This window comes from Pontibacter akesuensis (genome assembly GCF_001611675.1).
Lineage (GTDB): Bacteria > Bacteroidota > Bacteroidia > Cytophagales > Hymenobacteraceae > Pontibacter > Pontibacter akesuensis.
In genome coordinates this window covers 1,932,919-1,951,908 of the sequence record NZ_CP014766.1, presented here as the reverse complement: position 1 = coordinate 1,951,908, position 18,990 = coordinate 1,932,919, and the positions used below count along the sequence as shown (strand labels likewise).

Here is an 18,990-nt window from a genome sequence, read left to right as displayed (position 1 = left end):
AAAAGAGAAAAGAGCAAGTATAAAATTCACCCAATCACTCATTCAAAATTAACACTGACACCCGCAGGAGCTGCGCACGCTGCGAGGGCTACTTATAACCCGCCTGGAAAATTTCCTCGATGCGCTTTGCCAGCTTGTGATCTAGTTTCGTAACGGTGTTGCCGGCATCGTGGGTGGTAAGCTCAATTTCTACTTTGTTGTACACGTTGCTCCACCAGGGGTGATGGTTCATTTCCTCGGCTACCTTTCCTACCTCGTTCATGAATGCCAGTGCCTGTTTGAAATCCTTAAACGTGAGTTTACAGGTTAGCTTGTTGTCTTCTTCCTTCCACATGGTTACTGGTTTTAAATGTATGATTTGGATAGTAGGAGCTGCGGTTGGCAGCAACGCCCTTCCAAGGGCAGGCGTATAGTTTACTTTACTGTACGTGAACAAAATCAAACCTAAACCTACCAAAACTATGGAAAACAAACCACATGAATTTCCGCCGCAACAAATGGAGCAGCCGGGGAAGGAGCACAAGATGAACCCCGAGCCGGAGATTATCCGCGACTCTTACAAAGGCAGCGATAAACTTAAGGACAAAGTAGCCCTGATTACAGGAGGCGACAGTGGCATTGGGCGTGCCGTGGCAGTGCATTATGCCCGCGAGGGAGCTGATGTGGCCATTGTGTACCTGAACGAGGACAAAGACGCGCAGGATACAAAAGAAATGGTGGAGAAAGAAGGCCGCAAGTGCATCCTTATTGCCGGCGATGTGGGCGAGGAGACTTTCGCCAAGAGTGCTGTGAAGCGGACCGTGGAGGAGCTGGGCAGGCTGGACATACTGGTGAACAACGCCGGCGAGCAGCACGAGCAGAAGGACATCCGCGATATTACTGATGAGCAACTGAAACGCACCTTCGCCACCAATATTTTCGGGATGTTTTACTTTGTGAAGGCGGCCCTTGACCACCTGAAAGAAGGCAGCACCATCATCAACACCACCTCCGTTACGGCCTACCACGGCAACAAGCTGCTGCTCGATTACTCCTCCACCAAAGGTGCCATACTTGCCTTTACCCGCACCTTGGCCCAGATGGTGGCAGATAAAAAAATACGCGTGAACGGCGTGGCTCCCGGCCCGATCTGGACGCCGCTCATTCCGGCCTCTTTCGATGAGGAGCATGTGAAGACATTCGGGCAGAAAACACTGCTGAAACGTGCCGGGCAGCCATCTGAAGTGGCACCCGCTTACGTGTACCTGGCCTCCGAAGACTCTGCCTTCACCATTGGCGAGATCATGCACATAAATGGCGGCGAGATGGTGACAACCTAAACCTAAGGGGGCTGAAAAGAGTAAAACTACCTAAAGACCTTCTTGTAGAAGCGTGCTTTGTTAACCAAAAGATACCACTATGGCTGAAAATAAAGAAAACGAAAGCAAGCTGCAGGGGCAGGCGCCGAACAACCGGCCCATCCGTGTAGAGGAACCAGATACAAGCGAAGAGGAAATGCGCGCCGGGCATATTATACCGGGTGCTGATCCGCCAAAGAACGAGCATCAGCGCGGCGGCTTCGGCAACCGCGACGGCAAAGAGGGCTATGGCAGCGACACGGCTGGCAACGGACCGAGTGCCATCGGGGTGAACGACTTCTCTGACGACGGAATCCCACCAAAGGATAATATCCGCTCTGAGGATGAAGGCCGTGGATCGTGATAGAAGTATAAGATAGAGGAAGGACGGCCTGCAAGTATAAAAACGCAGGCCAGCATGTTGAATTTAAAGAGAGAAAGAAATCATGGCAAATAAACCGAATTCAGAAAACCAAGGTAATCCATCAGGACGCGGACAAAGCAAGGCAGCTGGCGGAAAGCCGGTTGATCCGAACCAAACGCGCGCTGAGCACGAAGAACTAGCGGATAAGTATACCACCGGGCCTGATGAAGTGGGAGAAGATATTCCAACGAACAACCGAAACCGCAACCTGGACAAGCCCGGCATTGATAACAACAAGTATAACTAAAGATACCTAACACGCCTATCGGGAGTAGCACCTGTACCAACGGGTGCTATTTCTGTTTATATTTGCCGGCGGCCCACGCTGCGCAACACCTTAAATATGGCCCGCTACGCCCTTACCGACATACACGGCTGTGCCCTTACCTTCAAGGCACTTGTCCAGGACCAGCTCAGGCTCCAGAAGGCCGATGAGCTGTACGTGCTTGGCGACTTGGTGAACAAGGGCCCGGACTCCAAGGGCGTGATCGATTTTATACTTCACCTCCGGAAGCAGCACTACCAGGTGCACTGCCTGCGTGGCAACCACGACCAGATGCTGCTGAAAGCCGTTGAAAAGGGGCACAAAGCACTGGACCTAACCGAGACAGAAGAGAAGCTGGTGCTGCAAAGCTTTGGCATCGACGATGTGCGCCACCTCCCCGAGAAGTACGTCACTTTCCTGCACAGCCTCCCCTACTATCTCGAGTTATCCGACCACTACCTGGTGCACGCCGGCTTCGACTTTAAACAGCGCGACATTTTCGCCGACCGCGACGCCATGCTCAACATCCGTGGCTACGAAGTGAACTGGGAGGAACTGGACAACAAACGCCTGCTTCACGGGCACACGCCCACAGCACTGCACATCATCAAAAAAGCCGTAGCGCACCGCAGCCAGCGCCTAAACCTGGATGCCGGCTGCGTGTACTACAAAAACGCCGCGCTCGGCAACCTTGTCGCCCTAGACATGGACACACAGGAGCTGTTTGTTCAAGCAAACATCGACCGCCCCTACCCAGTGGCGCGGAAGAGCTAAGTAAAGAATAAGCCTGATACCTATATAATAAAAGAGGGCAACCCAGTTGGGTTGCCCTCTTTTATTATATAGGTATCAGGGAGCTCGCGCTTCTGTTACTGTGTTATTACTAGTTTGATAAACTTAATGCCTTTAGAAGTAGAAAGTCTGCCGATGTAGATGTTCTTGTTGCCAATGCTTCTGTTGACTTTGAAAGTCAGTTCCTGGTTAGCTTCAGCCTTACCCTCATAAAGCTTTGTTACCACCTTGCCATTCATGTCTACAATATCAAGTACTACAAAATCAGCTTCTTTAAGCTTCAGGGTCAGTTGCCCCTTGTCGCTAATCGGGTTAGGGTACAGAAACATTTCAGCGGCTGCTTCTGCTTCCGTGTTTTCTGCATTGTCAGCTACTGTTGAGGAGCTGTCGCTGCCTGTGCTGCAATCGCCGAGCACATCGCCATGCGCCAGGTGTGCTGCTACGGCCGCTGGTGCAATACAGATAGGCTTACCCTTATGGCAAACAACCACCTTGTCCAGCTTCTTCTTGTTTCCGCAACGTACATCAACTACCTCTACAGTTACCTCGTCAGTGCTGGTGCAGCCGGAGGCATCTGTTACGGTAAGTGTGTATGTGGTAGTGGCAGTCGGGCAAACTTTAATAGAGGACGTTGTTTCCCCAGTGCTCCAACTGTAGGTGTAGTAGGCAGAGTTACCACCTGTGGCACTCCCTGTTAAAGTGGTGCAGTTATAGTTGCTATACCCGAAGAAAACTGTTTTGTCCTCTCCTGCATCAGCTACCGGAGTTGCGTTAACTACAACAAACTGAGTAGCGCTGTTGCTGCACCCGTTGCTGTTGGTGTATGTATATGTAATAGCATGTCTGCCTGGTCCTGCAAGTGTTGGGTTAAAGAGGCCATTCACTATATAAGTACTTTCATAAACGCCGCCCTTAGGGTTGGCACCAGCAGGTGCAAACGGAGCCGCACTCTCGCATACATATATCTCGGCCTCGTTAAATACGACTACAGGAAGCGGCACTGCAGAGATATTTACAGTAGTAGCCTGGCTAATACATCCTGCTGCATCTTTTACCACAGCGGCGTATGATCCACTGCCAACTCCTTCAAACAGATCAGAAGCTTGATAGGTTTGGCCGCCATCCAGCGAGTAAGTATAAGGTGCTGTGCCCTGGTTGCCACTTAAACGAACCCTGCCGTTCGAGGTCTCACCGCAAGGCTGTTGTTCTACTGCAGCAGATGCTACAACAGCACATAAACTGGTAGCAGGAATCACGGTTATTGGAACAATTATCTGTGAAGAAAGCGGCACCAGGTTGTCATCAGTTGCTGTGAACTGTACATTATAGTTGCCTATCGCGGCTGTGGTCGGTGTCCAGGTGAAAATGCCTTTGGCTATGTTTCCAGTGGCAATCTGTGCAAAATCAGCGCCTTTCTCAAATACAGAGCCACTTGCCTTCAGGCTTACGTTTTGTCCTGCTGCGTCAATGGCTAGTACTTCAAGGTTAAAGGTTTGGCCTGCCTCCACAGTTTGTGGCTGTATCTGTGTAAATAGAGGTGCTTTGTTATTGCTGTCTGTAATATTCAGTATAAAGTCACGTAATATGAAAGCGCCGGTGTACTGCCCATTTATTTTCTCGCGCAACTTTACGTTTACAAGCCACAACCCCTTCATAGGTCTTGACCAGCTTACTGTGCCATCATTGCTGATTCTGAATCCTGTTCGGACCATCAGTCTGTACGGATCTCCGCTTAAACCAAAAGGCACCTCCAGGGAGTACTCCTGCTCATGACCTTCAGCGTCCTCCATGTTAAGGCTATAGTTTATGCTATTATCAACGTTAAAGTTGAAGATAGGCACATCGTAAAATTGTGGTGATGAACTGGGCGCCTCCGGATTATAATTTACTGCGGCAAACAATCCATTTTGCTCAGAGCCAAAGTTAGAACCGTTGATACGGCAGCAGCTTTTCCAGGAAACCTGGTACAGGCCGGGTTTAGACCAGGTTAACCGCTGCTTCTGTACGTGTTCAATGGTTTTACCATCCGGGAGCAGTGTCTTGGAAACAGTTAGTGAAGGCGTGTTGAGCTTTGGGGCACCTTCATAGTAAGGCTGTATACTTTCAACAGCATCTTTGTCCCAGTACCCCGTAATGATCATGTCGTACTGGCCTCCGCCTAAATATTTATAAGTTATTTGCCCTCCTTTGAAATGTGAAGCCATAACCGTAGCACTTGCTAAGGTAAAAGCAAGGAGCATGAATAAACCCCGGAGCGTCCATTTATAACTGCCGCTGAATTGGACAGCTTTGCCTGATGAACCTCTGTAGCAGAGATTAGGCTTATTGAGTAGAGTTTGTTTCATATAAATTATGAATTTAAAATGTTTAAAACGTTTTATGGTATTATTTTTATAAAGAAAATGATTGGGGGTCAATAGATTTTCTGACCAAAAGTATTAAATGTTATATATATAAGCAAAGCTTAATGCCTTTAATAAAATTTATTTAATATAACAGCAATAAAAAAAATTAAAGATATAGGCTGCAGTTTGCTTGTTCAGCTTTAGAGGGTTACGCAAATAACAAGTATGGCCTACTTGTTATTGACGTTGTTTATTTGCTATTTTTAACCGTTACAAGCTCAAAAAGAAGGTTAAATACCTTTTTAACCATACTTCTTATTATTCAATTAATAATAGTACTCAAGCTTCAGTGAAAGCTAATCATTCGCAAAACTCTATATGATGCTATAATTATATAGAAATTCACAAAAAATAATTTGCCAGTTGTGTTATCTTTGCACTATATTTATGGCGTGATATAAGAAGAGCTTAAGCGAAAGAGACAGAGAGTGTTAAATAATTACTTATTGCGGAGCTAGGTCGAGTTGCACAACTTTCGCCAAATAAATTTCTCAAGGTATTATATGTCCTATTGCATAAGCTACTTTTGCAGAGAAATCACACAGCTAAGAACTTTCTATTATTAATATTTAATTTTTTTTTCAGGTTTATTTAATTGCTAGGCTATGGCTCGAACTTCTACCCTTTTCAAATTCCTTTTGGGGAAAAATACAGCAAAGCTATTACTGCTGCTGCTCTTTACTTGTATGGCCGGGTATTCTCAGGCGCAATCAGGTAGTGCTGTTACAATTTTTAAGGAAACGGTAGGCAATGCTCCTATTGACGACTATGCTCTTATTCCGGATTATAATGCTGCTGCCAATTTTGACAATGATAATTTGTCTTTTTCAGGAGATGGTATTGTTTGGGAATATGATGTCTCAACGGGCTATAGTGGCGCATCAGGAGGGAATAATATTTCCCTTTTTGACACGGAACAATTTGTAATCAGTGGAATAAATACGGCCAAATATATTAGTCAGAGCCTCTCGTTTGGTGTATTTAAGGAGTCTACTGTTGTTCCTGTAGTGGAATATAGTGTTGATGGGCAGAACTGGACGCAACTAACAGTAGGTGCAGTAGGAAACGAGACTTGGCAATTAATAACACTTACGGAAGATGTCAATAAGAATCCCATCCCTAGCGTAAGCAATTTAAGCTTAAGATTCAGAGGGGTGTCTAATAATGGCGGTTTAATACTTTTTGATGACTTCGAGCTAAAAGGCCAAGTAGAGCCTTCTTCAGATCCCGTTGTTTCAAGTTTCTCTCCTACATTTGGTGGAGAAGGAACAATAGTAACTTTTTATGGTGAAAATTTACAGAATACTACTTCTGTTAATTTAGGGAGAAATAGTACGGAACTTATTAGTGCTACAGCAAATGAAGTAAAGGTTCGTATTAAATCAGGTATAACAAGTACTTTCAAATTGACAATAGGTTCTGTATCAGTTACTACAGTGGAGAAGTTTACTTTTATTAGACCTAGTGTTACTTACATTACCAACAGCCAAGGGGTAACAATAACGGAAGCGAAACAGGGAGAAACAATCACTCTTCATGGAACAGACTTGGGTTCAACATATTCTGTGTCTTTCGGAGGTGTGACCGCAGTGCCTATTAGTACAAGCGCTACAAGTGTAACAGTTGTTGTGCCGGAAGGGGCCGTGACAAGTAAGTTGACTGTATATACAAACATGTATGGTTTAGGTTATTCAGATGTTATCCTTACAATACTAAAGCCAACTATTACCTCTCTTTCTCGAACATCAGGCAGAATTAATGATGGAGTTATCATTAATGGTACAAGACTAAACATTGGTACTTATAAAGTTTACTTTAGTGGAAGCGAAGCACCTGTAGAGGCTGTAATCTCTGCCGCTAATGCTGACGGAACAAGCTTAACTGTTTCTGTGCCGGTAGGGGCTATTGACGGACCAATTACTGTAACTACCGATGAGGGCACAGCCACTTCGCAAGCTTTTGATGTAGCGATACCAGAAATTATCATAACAGGAACGCAAGAGCCATTCAGTACTACTGTGGGTGTCGCTTCTGATCCACAGTACTATACAATGTCAGGAAACAACTTAGGTGGTGGTGTATCAATGAGTGCTCCAACTAATTTCGAAATCTCTGTGTCAGGGGAGAATGGACCGTGGGTTAGAGGTCACTTCTTTCCTCTTGAACAAGATGGAGGCGTTAGTCAAAAGCTAATCTATGTGCGTTATGTACCAACATCACAAGGGTCGCACAGCGGAGATATCGTTCACAGTTCTGATGGAGTAATCAAGAATCAGTATGTGGTAGGCAATGCCACTGCAGCAGCACCTCTCCCAGTAGAGTTCATCTCCTTCACTGCGGCCGTTCAGAGCAATGGCGTGGCTTTGAAGTGGAGCACTGCTTCAGAGACAAATAATTCCCATTTCGAGGTGGAGATGGCGGTTAACCAGAAGGATGGCTTTACGAAAGTAGGCCAGGTAGAAAGCAAGGTAACCAATAGCAGCACGAAAGTAGACTATGCCTTCATTCACAGCCTGAACACCAGCGGCATCCGCTACTACCGCTTAAAGCAGGTAGACCTGGATGGCACGTTTGAGTACAGCAAAGTGGTAGCTGTTAACTTGGAATCCAGCACATCAGAACTGCAGGTGCTGGTGTCGCCAAACCCAATCAACTACAACACGAAGGTGTTCGTAACCGCAGAGGAAGCTGGTGAAGCAAGATTGGTGCTGCACAGCATCTCTGGTCAGCAGGTGTACACGAAGTCTGAAATGCTGCACGGCGGCCAAAATGAAGTGCAACTGCCTGTGTACGATAAGTTGAGCAGCGGCATGTACGTACTGACGGTAGAGATCAACGGCCAGGTACGTCAGGTAAGAGTAGTAAAGCAGTAAGCTGGCTATACTAAATAACAGGAAGAGGCCCGGTGCGAAAGCATCGGGCCTCTTTTTTTGTACCCGCTTTAGCGGAGAAGCAGCGACAGGAAGGGGCAATGGCTCTGACCTCAAGTATAAGGCAGCGCTTGCCCTACCGCCTGTTTGCATAGAAAAAAGTATCAGTGCGAAATCTGAGGGGCCTCCACGCCTCGTATATAAACTTCTGAAACATTGGTTTATTCGGGTGCAAGTTTTAATTTTGACAGCTCATTAAACCAACCCACTGATGCAAAAAGACACAGCCATATTTGACCTTATAGCACAAGAAAAAGCACGCCAGACGCACGGCATCGAACTTATCGCCTCCGAAAACTTTGTATCGGACCAGGTGATGGAGGCCATGGGCAGCGTGATGACGAACAAGTATGCCGAAGGCCTGCCGGGCAAGCGCTATTATGGCGGTTGCGAGATTGTAGACCAATCAGAGCAGTTAGCCATCGACCGTGCAAAGGAGCTGTTTGGCGTGGAGTGGGTAAACGTGCAGCCGCATTCTGGTGCGCAGGCCAACGCGGCCGTGATGCTGGCGGTGCTGCAGCCGGGCGATAAGATCCTGGGTTTTGACCTGTCGCATGGCGGGCACCTGACGCACGGCTCTCCGGTTAACTTTTCAGGAAAACTGTACAGCCCGTCGTTTTATGGCGTGGAGCAGGAAACTGGCTTGATTGATTTTGACAAAGTGGTGGAAACGGCGCGCCGTGAGCAGCCGAAACTGATTATATGTGGCGCCTCGGCCTACAGCCGCGACTGGGACTACAAGAAACTACGTGCGGCAGCCGACGAAGTGGGTGCCCTGCTGCTGGCAGACATCTCCCACCCGTCCGGGCTCATAGCGCGTGGGCTGCTGAATAACCCGTTTGAGCACTGCCATATCGTAACCACTACCACGCACAAAACACTGCGCGGCCCACGTGGCGGTATGATTATGCTCGGCAAGGATTTTGAGAACCCATTCGGCCTGAAGACACCAAAAGGCGAAACACGCATGATGTCGTCGGTACTGGATGGCGCAGTTTTCCCGGGTACGCAGGGCGGACCGCTAGAGCACGTGATCGCAGCGAAAGCGGTAGCTTATTACGAGGCACTTTCTGACGATTACCTTGGTTATATAAAGCAGGTGCAGACAAATGCCCAGGCCATGGCCAAGGCATTCCTGGAGCGCGGCTACAACATCATATCAGGTGGCACCGATAACCACATGATGCTGATCGATCTGCGCTCGAAAGGTATTACCGGCAAACTGGCCGAGAACACGTTGGTGAAAGCCGATATCACGATTAACAAAAACATGGTGCCGTTCGATGATAAGTCACCGTTTGTGACGTCGGGCATGCGCATCGGTACAGCCGCCATCACCACGCGTGGCTTGAAGGAGCAGGATATGAACCGGATTGTGGAGTACATTGACAATGTGCTGACAAACCACGACAATGACAGCAAAATCGGGGCTGTGCGCACTGACATTAACAAGTGGATGCAGGAGTATCCGCTGTTCGCTTACTAAAACAAAGTATAAAAGGAGCCGCTTTTAATGGATCAACCATATGTAGAAGATGAAGCAAAGGAACTTTCTTTTGTAGACCATCTGGAAGAATTGCGGTGGCACCTGATCAGGGCAGGCGCTTCAATATTTGTGTTTGCCATTATTGCTTTTCTGGCAAAGGGCTTTGTTTTCCATGATATCATACTGGCCCCTTCGCGCACCGATTTCCTAAGTTACAGGGTGATGTGCGATGTAGGCCAGTATTTTGGAACGCAGGCGCTCTGCTTTGAGGAAATGGGATTTACCATTCAAAGCCGGCAGATGAGCGGGCAGTTTGCCATGCACCTGATGGTGTCGGTTATTCTCGGCCTGGCTTGCGCCTTTCCGTATGCCTTCTGGGAGATCTGGCGTTTTGTGAAGCCGGGCCTGTACCCACAGGAACGCAAAAACTCGCGTGGTGCCGTGTTCTTTGTGTCAGTTCTGTTTTTGTTGGGGCTACTGTTTGGCTATTATGTGGTGTCGCCGATCTCCATTAACTTCATGGCGAGCTATCAGGTGGACCCGTCCATCATCAACGAGTTTGACCTGTCTTCTTACATCTCCACGCTGACCACGCTTTGCCTGGCCTGTGCGTTTATGTTTGAGATGCCGGTGATCGTATACTTCCTGACAAAGGCGGGACTGGTATCGCCGGAAACCATGAAGCTGTACCGCCGCCACGCGCTTATAATTATACTTGTGGTTGGAGCCATTATTACGCCGCCGGATATCGTGAGTCAGATTTTGATTTCCCTTCCGCTCATGCTGTTGTATGAGGCAAGTATACAGATCTCGCAGAATATCCGTAAAAAGGACCTGAAACGACTGAACGAACAAAACACACAAAGCTAATGGCACAGACGATTGCAATTGGAGGCGACCACGCCGGCTATACTTACAAAGCCATGGTGAAAGAAGTGCTGGCAGAGCTCGGGCATCAAATAAAGGATTTCGGACCTGATTCAGATGCATCCGTGGACTACCCGGACCATGTGCACCCATTGGCAAAAGCGGTAATCAAAAAGGAAGTAGATTTGGGCATCCTGATCTGCGGCAGCGGAAACGGAGTGGCCATCACCGCCAACAAGTACAAGGAAATACGTGCCGCCCTGTGCTGGCAGGTAGAGTTAGCAGAACTGGCGCGCCAGCATAACAACGCTAACATTCTCTGCATTCCGGCACGCTTTGTAACAGAGGAGGTCGCAAAAGACATGGTAAGGGCTTTCCTGACCACAGCTTTTGAAGGAGGCCGCCACCAGACAAGGGTTGACAAAATAGCTGCCTGCTAAGCAGAGAACAAGTATAAACAGCAAGAGCCGCCTGATGAAGGCGGCTCTTGCTGTTTATACTTGCTTCAGTTGATGATCTCACCCCTGCCCCTCCGAGGAGGGAAATTATGTTGTTGCTTTGGCTAAAGTACAAGCAATGTGGTTCCTGCTTAACCTCCCTTCCACCAAGATCCTTTCAGGATGACAGGGAATCTACTTGCTTCATGACACGTGCTGGATACTCCCCTCCTTGGAGGGGCAGGGGTGGGTAAGGCATAAAGCTGCAGAATACTACTTTAGCTTATAAATAGCCGGATCGCTTGTCTGCTCATACTTGCCGAAGATGTTGGGGAGCTTATACATCAACTCGGGCATCAGGCCTGCTTTATCCACGATAAACTCGGGCTGCTCCCGCTTAAAGTTCTCGTGCAGCAGAAACACTGCCCGGTACTCGCTTAGCCTGCCGAAGTGGCGCTGCGCCAGTTGCCAGTTCAGGTATGGGGTAACGGGCTTGTTGTAGGCATAGTAGCTGATGTCGTTGCCCAATACCAGCACCGTGCTGTTTTTCATTGGCACCCGGGCCAGCTCCTCCTCTTCCAGCAGCATCGGCGACTCGTTTACCTGCAGCAGCTCATTTATGCCGATAACCGTGCGGTAGCGCAGCAGCAGCACGCCCGCCAGGGCCACCAGAAACACCGTGTTCAGTATCCAAAGCTTACGGTTGGAGGTAAAAAAGAACTGGCTGAAGTAGGCAATGGGCGGCAGCAGAAGTATAAACGTGGCAACCGTTATCTCGTCGCGGGTGAAGGTTACCAGCAAGCTCACAATTAGCCACACCCACATCAGCTGCTGAAACTTAACCTGGAAAACCAGTCGCTGTGGCAGGGAAGCCGCACTGATCAGCGACAGCAAAAGCAGCAGGCCCGGAATTAGCATCAGGATGGCAACATCAGAGGGTGGGCGCAGGAACGTAACCTGCAGCTGCCAGGGCCGGAGCAGGTGCAGCTCCATAAATTCGGGCACCGTGTTGGTGTACATGTAGTAGGTCAGCAGCATGGCGTACGGAAATGCAAACCCGCAAAACATGAGCATCATACTCCGAAACGTGTTTGCTGCGAAGAAAAGCACGGCGAACATGCCCACCACCAGGAACATCGCCAGGGGCAGGTAACTTAATGCTGCGAGCCCCAGCATAAACCCACCTACAAAGAGGCGGTTGTTGTCGTAGCCCTCGCGGTTGAGGGTGACGATATAAGGCAGGGAGAGGATGAGGAACGTGTTGCCAATAAGCAGGGGCGTGAGCATGTTAAACTCAAACGAGAGGCTGCCGAGCACCAGGTACAACAAAGCCGGCAGGTAGTTTTGGCTCACGTACACGTTATGGCGGTTCAGGTTGTAGTTGAGCAGCAGCGCCTGCAGCAGCAGCAAACCCATCGCCGTAAGCCGGTAAGCCAGGAAAGAGCGGCCGGCCAGCACATCCACCAGCCACAGCACCATGGCCGTAAGCGGGGCCGTATTGTCGTAAATTTCGCGGTACATCTGGTAACCGTCGGCCATGCGCTGGCCCACCAGCATGTGCAGCAGCTCGGGCGCCGTGCCCGGAATGCCCCACAGCACCAGTGGCAATTGCAAGCCCAGAAAGAGTATAAGAAGCAGGATAAGGCGTGAAGGCAGTACACTACGGAAGTAACTTATCAAGGAAAGACAGAGTTAGAAGGAACTACAAAAATAAAAGGCGCCAGGCCATGGCAAGGGCAAAACGGCCCTCTTGTGATACCCTGCGGCTGCAGGTGCAGGACCATCCGCCAAAACGGTAAGTGCCTTTGCCTTAGTAGCGCTTCAAAAAGCATCCGCCTTGAAATGAGTGGCTGCCTTTTGGGGTAAAAATGCGAAATTAATATGATATTTGCATCTTCGTATGGAAAGTAAAAGACAACAGAAATTCTCGCGCCTGATTCAAAAGGAACTGGCTGACATCTTTCAGCGGGAAGTCCCGCATTTGTTTGCAGGCGCCTTTATATCAGTAAGCGTGGTGCGCATGTCGCCCGACCTGGGCGTGGCCAAAGTATACCTGGGCGTGATGATGGCGCAGAACAACGAGACAGTACTGCAGGAGGTGCGCGTAAACGTGAAAACCATCCGCCACTTGCTGGCGCAGCGCATCAAGAACCAGGCACGCATTATCCCCGAGCTTATCTTCTACCTGGATGATACCGCCGAGTATGCCGCCAAGATAGACAAACTGTTTGATAACCTGGAAATCCCTCCTGCGCGTGAGGACGACGAGGACGATGAGACGTATCCCAACAAGTAGCCTGATAGCCGCAGAACACCCTTATGCAGTATGACCCGATAAAGCGGGTGCTTGGTGATGTATTCAACAAGACCCCTTTCCTGCGCCGCGTTTTCTTTAAATTGCTTGACCTGCTTCTGCTGCGCACCTGGCATGTGCACAAGGAGCTGAGGGAGTGGGCAGACGGCCGCCGCAACCAGGAGATGCACATACTGGATGCAGGCTCCGGCTTTGGGCAGTATACGTACTACCTCTCGGGCATGAGCAGCAAGTGGAACATTCTGGCAGTGGACGTGAAGGAGGAGCAGATATCGGACAGTAACCGCTTTATCCGCGCCATCGGCCGCCACAATGTGCTCTTTAAAATCGGTGATCTGGTGCAGTACCGCCAGCCCGACAGCTACGACCTGATTTTGTCGGTGGATGTGATGGAGCACATTCTGGAGGATGTGGAGGTGTTCCGTAACTTTCAGGCGTCTTTGCGCCCCGGCGGCATGCTGCTCATCTCTACCCCATCCGACCAGGGTGGCTCTGATGTGCACGGCGACGAGGAAACTTCTTTTATCGAGGAGCACGTGCGTGATGGCTACAACATCTACGAGATTGAGGAGAAACTCCACCTTGCTGGCTTCAGCAAGGTGCAGGCACGTTACTCTTACGGCAAGCCGGGGCAAATTTCCTGGCGCTTATCGATGAAGTACCCGATGCTGCTGCTCAACACCTCTAAAATTTTCTTCCTGCTGCTGCCGCTCTACTATCTGGTTACCTTCCCGATCAGCTTTGTGCTGAACTGGATGGATGTGAACGGAAACCATAAGTCCGGCACCGGCCTGATTGTGAAAGCGTGGAAATAGATTTTGGAGTTCCGAGTGCTGAGTTCTGAGTTACGAGTTGTAAGTTAGGGAGCCGTTGTTGCGAAAGCGGAGCTAATGCAGCCAACAGCGAAACACGATCAACGAAAAACGAATAACATCAACAAACCCGATGAATGTACCTTTTCTCATAGCGAAGCGATACTTCTTCTCCCGGAAGAAGAGGAACATCATCAGCATTATTTCCAACATCTCCATGATTGGGGTGGCGGTAGGTTCGGCGGCGCTCATCATCGTACTGTCGGTGTTCAACGGCCTCGAGGACCTGATCCGCGAGATCTACTCCAGCTTTGACCCTGATCTGAAAATCACGGCTGCTGAGGGCAAATCTTTCGAGACGGACACGGAGTTCATGAACCGCATCCGCAATACGCCGGGTGTGGCAGTGGTGTCGGAGGTGATTGAGGACAATACGCTGCTGCGCTACAACGAGCGGCAGATGGTGGTGAAGATAAAGGGCGTTAGCGAGAACTACTTTGAACAGAACGAGGTGGACTCGTCGGTGGTGGAAGGCAGTGGCAATTTATACTTGAACAACAAGTACAGGGCCTTGGTGGGCCGGGGCGTGCAGTACCAGCTTTCGGTGCGGCCGAACAACCAGTTTGTGCCCCTGCAGTTCCTGTACCCGCGCAACGTCAACTTTAACCCAATGAATCCGGAGGCCTCCTTCAACAGTCTTGAGATTCTGCCGGGCGGTATCTTCGCCATCGAGCGGCAGTACGATGACTCTTACGTGTTCGTGCCCCTGAACTTTGCCGCAGAACTGCTGGAGTATGGCCGCCGCCGCACGGCACTGGAAATAAAGGTGGCGCAGGGCCAGCGCATTGAGCAGGTAAAGCGCGAGCTGCAGACCCTGCTGGGCCAGGAGTTTAAAGTACAGAACTCCGACGAACAGCACACCAGCCTGCTGCGCGCCGTGAAAGTGGAGAAGCTTTTCGTGTTCATCACCTTCGCGTTTATACTTGGCATCGCCTCCCTCAACATCTTCTTCTCCCTCTCCATGCTGGTGATCGACAAGAAAAAGGACATTGCCATACTTGCCTCCATGGGCGCCACGGCCAAAGCCATCCGCAACGTATTCTTGCTGGAGGGAGCATTGGTAGCGTGCATTGGCGCTGCGTACGGCCTCACGCTTGGCATGCTCATCTGCAACCTGCAGCAGAACTTCAGCATTGTAAGTATGGGCATTGCCTCCTCGGTGGTGGAGGCCTATCCGGTTAAAATGAAAGTTTCCGATTTCGTCTTCACTGCTTTGGCCATCGTGGTTATCACGATGCTTGTCTCCATCCGTCCGGCAAACAAAGCCGCAGCCCTATCGGTAACCGAGAACATCTAAGCAAAACGCCCTCCTCTGTTATTGATGGCTAAACAATGGTTAGCTTTGGCTATTCTCCAAAAGAATTAGTTAAACATGGCGTAATACAAGTTAAAAGGTGCCTTTTCCGTAGGAAAAGAGCAGTTTTAGGATTAAGTTTGGAGTCCTAAAATTGTCGTTGGCATGAAAGTTTATACTACGCAGCCCTTTCAGATAATCTATTCTCTCTTTGAGCATGAATATCTGGGTTATCTGTTTGAGTCTTTTGTGGTACAGGTAAACAGCCGGGGTCAACTGACGCTCCAGCACCAGAACATCTCAGCCAAAAACGCCGATGAGTTTGCCGCGCGCCTCGACGCCAACGATTTCAAGCTGATCCAGCTCATCGACCAGGTGCAGCAGGACGCGGTGCTCAAGCGCTTCTCCACCAAAAAGAAGGTGTCGCCGGTTGAGTTTTTCCTGAAGACGTACGATGCGGAGCGGGGCGACAAGGGGCTGCAGGAAACCATCAGCCACTACATCCAGGGCCGCATGGGCAAAATCCTAGAGCTGCTGCGCCACGACAAGCTAACCTTTATCATGGGCAAGGACGGCGAGCCAACCTGGAAGCAGATCAAGCTTGCCCCGGAACGCGCCACGGTGCTGTTCCACTTCATGCGCAACGACGACAACACCCATTACTTCCCCACGCTCAAGTATGGCGGCGAAAAACTGGAGTTCCAGTACCGCAATGCCTCCCTTATCTGCTATGAGCCTGCGTGGCTTTTGCTGAACGATGTGGTATACAGTTTTGAAAAGGACGTGGACGGTAAGAAGTTGCAGCCTTTCCTGAACAAGCGTTTTATTGTGGTGCCGCGCTCGGTGGAGGAGAATTACTACAGCAAATTTGTGGCGCCCCTGGTAGAGCAGTTTGATGTGCATGCCAAAGGCTTCCGCATCAATGCCGAGAAGTATGAACCGAGCCCGTACCTGCAGTTCTCCGAGGTAGCCGCCACAGAGGCGCCCGCTGCCGTGAGAGTAGCCGGCAACAGCGAGGCGCGGACAGAGCGTGGCAGCATAGTAAGCAGCAAGATCCTCTTTGATCTCTCGTTCAAGTATGGCGACTACATGGTGCAGGCGCAGGAGGCCAAGCGCATCAGTGTAAGTATGGAAAAGACGCCGGATTCCTATGTGTTCCACAAGCTTATACGCGATGTGAACCATGAGAAGGAGTTTGTGAAGGAGCTGAACAAGCGGGCGCTGGAGGTGAAGAACGGGCAGGCAGTGCTGGACAAGAGCGAAGCCTTCTCGTGGCTCAACAGCAACCTGCAGGGGCTCGAGGAACTGGGCTTTACGGTACAGCAGGGGAACAAGAGCGGTAAAAACTACTTTATAGGCGAGATAACACTCGATGTCGGGATCACCGAGAAAAACGACTGGTTTGATATTTACGGCACTGTTAGCTTCGGTGAGTTTCAGATTCCGTTTATCCGGCTCAAGAACCACATTCTCACCAAAAACAACGAGTTCCTGCTGCCGAACGGGCAGGTGGCCATCATCCCCGAGGAGTGGTTTACGCAATACATCGAACTGTTTGCCTTTGCTGAGGGTGAAAACGAGCTGACGCTGAAAAAGCACCACATGGCGCTGGTAAACGACCTGCAAAACGGCAACCTCGCCACCGTAACCATGAGCCGCAAGCTGGAGAAACTGCGCGAGTTCGATACCATCGAAGACCAGCCGCTGCCGGCGGGTTTTGTGGGCGAATTACGTCCGTACCAGAAGGCCGGTTACAACTGGCTGCACTTCGTGCAGAACTACCGTTTCGGGGGCTGCCTTGCCGACGACATGGGCCTTGGTAAGACGGTACAGGCGCTGGCAATGCTGCAGCACCGCAAGGAAAGCGACGCCGGAGCGGCCTCTTTGCTCGTGATGCCGACCTCGCTGGTGTATAACTGGATGAACGAGGCCCAGAAGTTTACGCCCGAACTGCGCATTCTCAACTACACGGGCACTTACCGCGATAAGGATGTGGAGCAGTTCAACAACTACGACGTGATCCTGACCTCCTACGGCATCGTGCGGTTGGATGCGGAGCTGCTGCTGAACTACTACTTCGACTATATCATTCTGGACGAGTCGCAGGCTATTAAGAACCCGGACTCCAACACCTCGCGGGCGGTGCGCTCGCTCAAGTCGCGGCACCGGCTTATACTTACCGGCACGCCGGTGGAGAACAGCACGATGGATTTGTGGTCGCAGATGTCGTTCATTAATCCGGGCCTGCTGGGCAATCAGCACTTTTTCCGCAACGAGTTCCTGAAGCCAATTGAGAAGGAGAAGGACGAGCAGAAAACACGCAAGCTGCACGCGCTCATCAAGCCGTTTATACTTCGCAGGCACAAATCGCAGGTGGCCAAGGAGCTGCCGGAGAAGATCGAGCACACCACCTTCTGCAAAATGACAGAGGAGCAGGAGCACGCCTACGAAGAGACGAAATCCTACTACCGCAACAAGATACTTACCAACCTGGAGGAGCACGGGCCGGGCAACACGCAGTTCATGCTCTTGCAGGGCCTGACGAAACTCCGCCAGATTGCCAACCACCCGCTCATGACCGATGCAGGCTATGAGGGGGAGTCGGGTAAGCTGAAGGAAATACTGCGCATGACCAGGAACGTGGTAGCGAAGGGGCACAAAGTACTTATCTTCAGTCAATTTGTAAAGCATCTCGATATCATCAGGAAGTCTTTGGATGAAAAAGAAATCACCTATACGTACCTGGATGGCAATACCAAGAACCGCCAGGAGCAGGTGGAGCGTTTCCAGACAGACGAGAGCATCCGGGTATTTTTGATATCATTGAAAGCCGGTGGTGTGGGCCTGAACCTGACTGCCGCCGACTATGTGTTTATACTTGACCCGTGGTGGAACCCGGCTGTGGAGGCCCAGGCGGTAGACCGCGCGCACCGAATCGGGCAGCAGAAAACGGTGTTCACCTACAAGTTCATCACCAAAGACACGGTGGAGGAAAAGATCCTGGCGCTGCAAAACCGCAAGATTCAGCTTGTTACCGACCTTATCAGCACCGACGAAACCGTGATCAAGAGCCTGACGAAAGAAGACATCGACAACCTGTTGAGTTGATTCTTGATAGCTAATGGCTGGTTGTTGATCAGCTACAAGTATAAAAAAGGCCGCTGCATGTATACTTGCAGCGGCCTTTCTTTTGCAGCAGGTATAACTTTAGTGCTGGGAAGAGGTTAAAAGTATAAAGAAGGAAGATTCCCCTCCTTGGACTAGTGAGAACGCGAGTTCGAAACTAGCAAGCGTAGCTCTGGGGGCAGGGGTGGTTTGATACAGCTGAGAAGGATTAGGGCTACCTCTTGCGCCCGCTTTTGCTTTCAAATCAAACTTATTGCTTCTCAAACCCCTTGTCATTTCGAGTGCAACGAGAAATCTATCTGGAATTTTAAATAGATTTCTCGTTGCACTCGAAATGACAATAATGAGGTAAAATTAGTTTGAATGCCAGCAAATGTATCCCTGCAAGTAGGCACAAGCGGACGCTTGCGCCAGGAAATAGAAACCAAGAAGTATAAATAG

The 18,990-nt window shown here is 50.0% G+C and carries 15 protein-coding genes; 12 read left to right on the top strand and 3 right to left on the bottom strand.

What is annotated here, in order from left to right; translation table 11 throughout:
- Positions 1 to 88 precede the first annotated feature (88 nt).
- The gene (locus tag A0W33_RS08245) at positions 89 to 334 is read right to left on the bottom strand and encodes a 4a-hydroxytetrahydrobiopterin dehydratase (RefSeq protein ID WP_068837707.1); all 246 of its coding nucleotides are present in this window, start codon (positions 332 to 334) and stop codon (positions 89 to 91) included.
- A 127-nt stretch (positions 335 to 461) separates the two neighbouring features.
- Here A0W33_RS08245 and A0W33_RS08240 point away from each other — a divergent pair, with 127 nt between their 5' ends.
- The 4 genes from A0W33_RS08240 to A0W33_RS08225 all read left to right on the top strand — a co-directional run bounded on the left by A0W33_RS08240 (position 462) and on the right by A0W33_RS08225 (position 2,800).
- Complete coding sequence (locus tag A0W33_RS08240; protein ID WP_068840012.1) at positions 462 to 1,319, top strand: SDR family oxidoreductase; 858 nt, start codon at positions 462 to 464, stop codon at positions 1,317 to 1,319.
- Between the two features lie 79 nt (positions 1,320 to 1,398).
- A complete protein-coding gene (locus A0W33_RS08235) occupies positions 1,399 to 1,701 on the top strand; it encodes a hypothetical protein (RefSeq protein ID WP_068837706.1) in 303 nt (100 codons plus the stop codon).
- 82 nt (positions 1,702 to 1,783) lie between these two features.
- Positions 1,784 to 2,008 (top strand): hypothetical protein, encoded by a 225-nt coding sequence (locus A0W33_RS08230; protein ID WP_068837705.1) that lies wholly within the window; start codon positions 1,784 to 1,786, stop codon positions 2,006 to 2,008.
- A gap of 96 nt (positions 2,009 to 2,104) precedes the next feature.
- Positions 2,105 to 2,800: a metallophosphoesterase gene (locus tag A0W33_RS08225; RefSeq protein ID WP_082815173.1), complete on the top strand. Its 696-nt coding sequence runs from the start codon at positions 2,105 to 2,107 to the stop codon at positions 2,798 to 2,800.
- Between the two features lie 95 nt (positions 2,801 to 2,895).
- On the opposite strand, the gene A0W33_RS08220 is transcribed toward A0W33_RS08225, so the two are convergent.
- Entirely contained in the window at positions 2,896 to 5,022 is a 2,127-nt protein-coding gene (locus tag A0W33_RS08220; RefSeq protein ID WP_068837703.1) for a T9SS type A sorting domain-containing protein, read from the bottom strand.
- A gap of 806 nt (positions 5,023 to 5,828) precedes the next feature.
- Here A0W33_RS08220 and A0W33_RS20755 point away from each other — a divergent pair.
- The 4 genes from A0W33_RS20755 (at position 5,829) to rpiB (ending at position 10,946) form a co-directional block, all read left to right on the top strand.
- A complete protein-coding gene (locus A0W33_RS20755; protein ID WP_082815171.1) occupies positions 5,829 to 8,096 on the top strand; it encodes a T9SS type A sorting domain-containing protein in 2,268 nt (755 codons plus the stop codon).
- Between the two features lie 268 nt (positions 8,097 to 8,364).
- The gene (glyA, locus tag A0W33_RS08210; protein ID WP_068837701.1) at positions 8,365 to 9,639 is read left to right on the top strand and encodes a serine hydroxymethyltransferase; all 1,275 of its coding nucleotides are present in this window, start codon (positions 8,365 to 8,367) and stop codon (positions 9,637 to 9,639) included.
- A gap of 27 nt (positions 9,640 to 9,666) precedes the next feature.
- Positions 9,667 to 10,509, top strand: coding sequence for a twin-arginine translocase subunit TatC (tatC, locus tag A0W33_RS08205; protein WP_068837700.1), 843 nt, complete (start codon positions 9,667 to 9,669; stop codon positions 10,507 to 10,509).
- Complete coding sequence (rpiB, locus tag A0W33_RS08200; protein WP_068837699.1) at positions 10,509 to 10,946, top strand: ribose 5-phosphate isomerase B; 438 nt, start codon at positions 10,509 to 10,511, stop codon at positions 10,944 to 10,946. Before tatC ends, rpiB begins: the two co-directional genes overlap by 1 nt.
- Before the next feature lie 270 nt (positions 10,947 to 11,216).
- Here the strand turns inward: rpiB and A0W33_RS08195 are convergent, their stop codons facing one another.
- Positions 11,217 to 12,623: a hypothetical protein gene (locus A0W33_RS08195; protein WP_139237145.1), complete on the bottom strand. Its 1,407-nt coding sequence runs from the start codon at positions 12,621 to 12,623 to the stop codon at positions 11,217 to 11,219.
- A 220-nt stretch (positions 12,624 to 12,843) separates the two neighbouring features.
- Between A0W33_RS08195 and rbfA the strand changes: the two genes are divergently transcribed.
- From rbfA to A0W33_RS08175, 4 genes are all read left to right on the top strand, one after another.
- Positions 12,844 to 13,239 (top strand): 30S ribosome-binding factor RbfA, encoded by a 396-nt coding sequence (gene rbfA, locus A0W33_RS08190; protein ID WP_068837697.1) that lies wholly within the window; start codon positions 12,844 to 12,846, stop codon positions 13,237 to 13,239.
- 23 nt (positions 13,240 to 13,262) lie between these two features.
- Positions 13,263 to 14,072, top strand: a complete 810-nt coding sequence (locus tag A0W33_RS08185; protein WP_068837696.1) for a class I SAM-dependent methyltransferase — start codon at positions 13,263 to 13,265, stop codon at positions 14,070 to 14,072.
- Positions 14,073 to 14,202: 130 nt separating this feature from the next.
- Positions 14,203 to 15,426, top strand: a complete 1,224-nt coding sequence (locus tag A0W33_RS08180) for an FtsX-like permease family protein (protein ID WP_068837695.1) — start codon at positions 14,203 to 14,205, stop codon at positions 15,424 to 15,426.
- 162 nt (positions 15,427 to 15,588) lie between these two features.
- Positions 15,589 to 18,531, top strand: coding sequence for a DEAD/DEAH box helicase (locus A0W33_RS08175; RefSeq protein ID WP_068837694.1), 2,943 nt, complete (start codon positions 15,589 to 15,591; stop codon positions 18,529 to 18,531).
- The last annotated feature ends 459 nt before the right edge of the window (positions 18,532 to 18,990 follow it).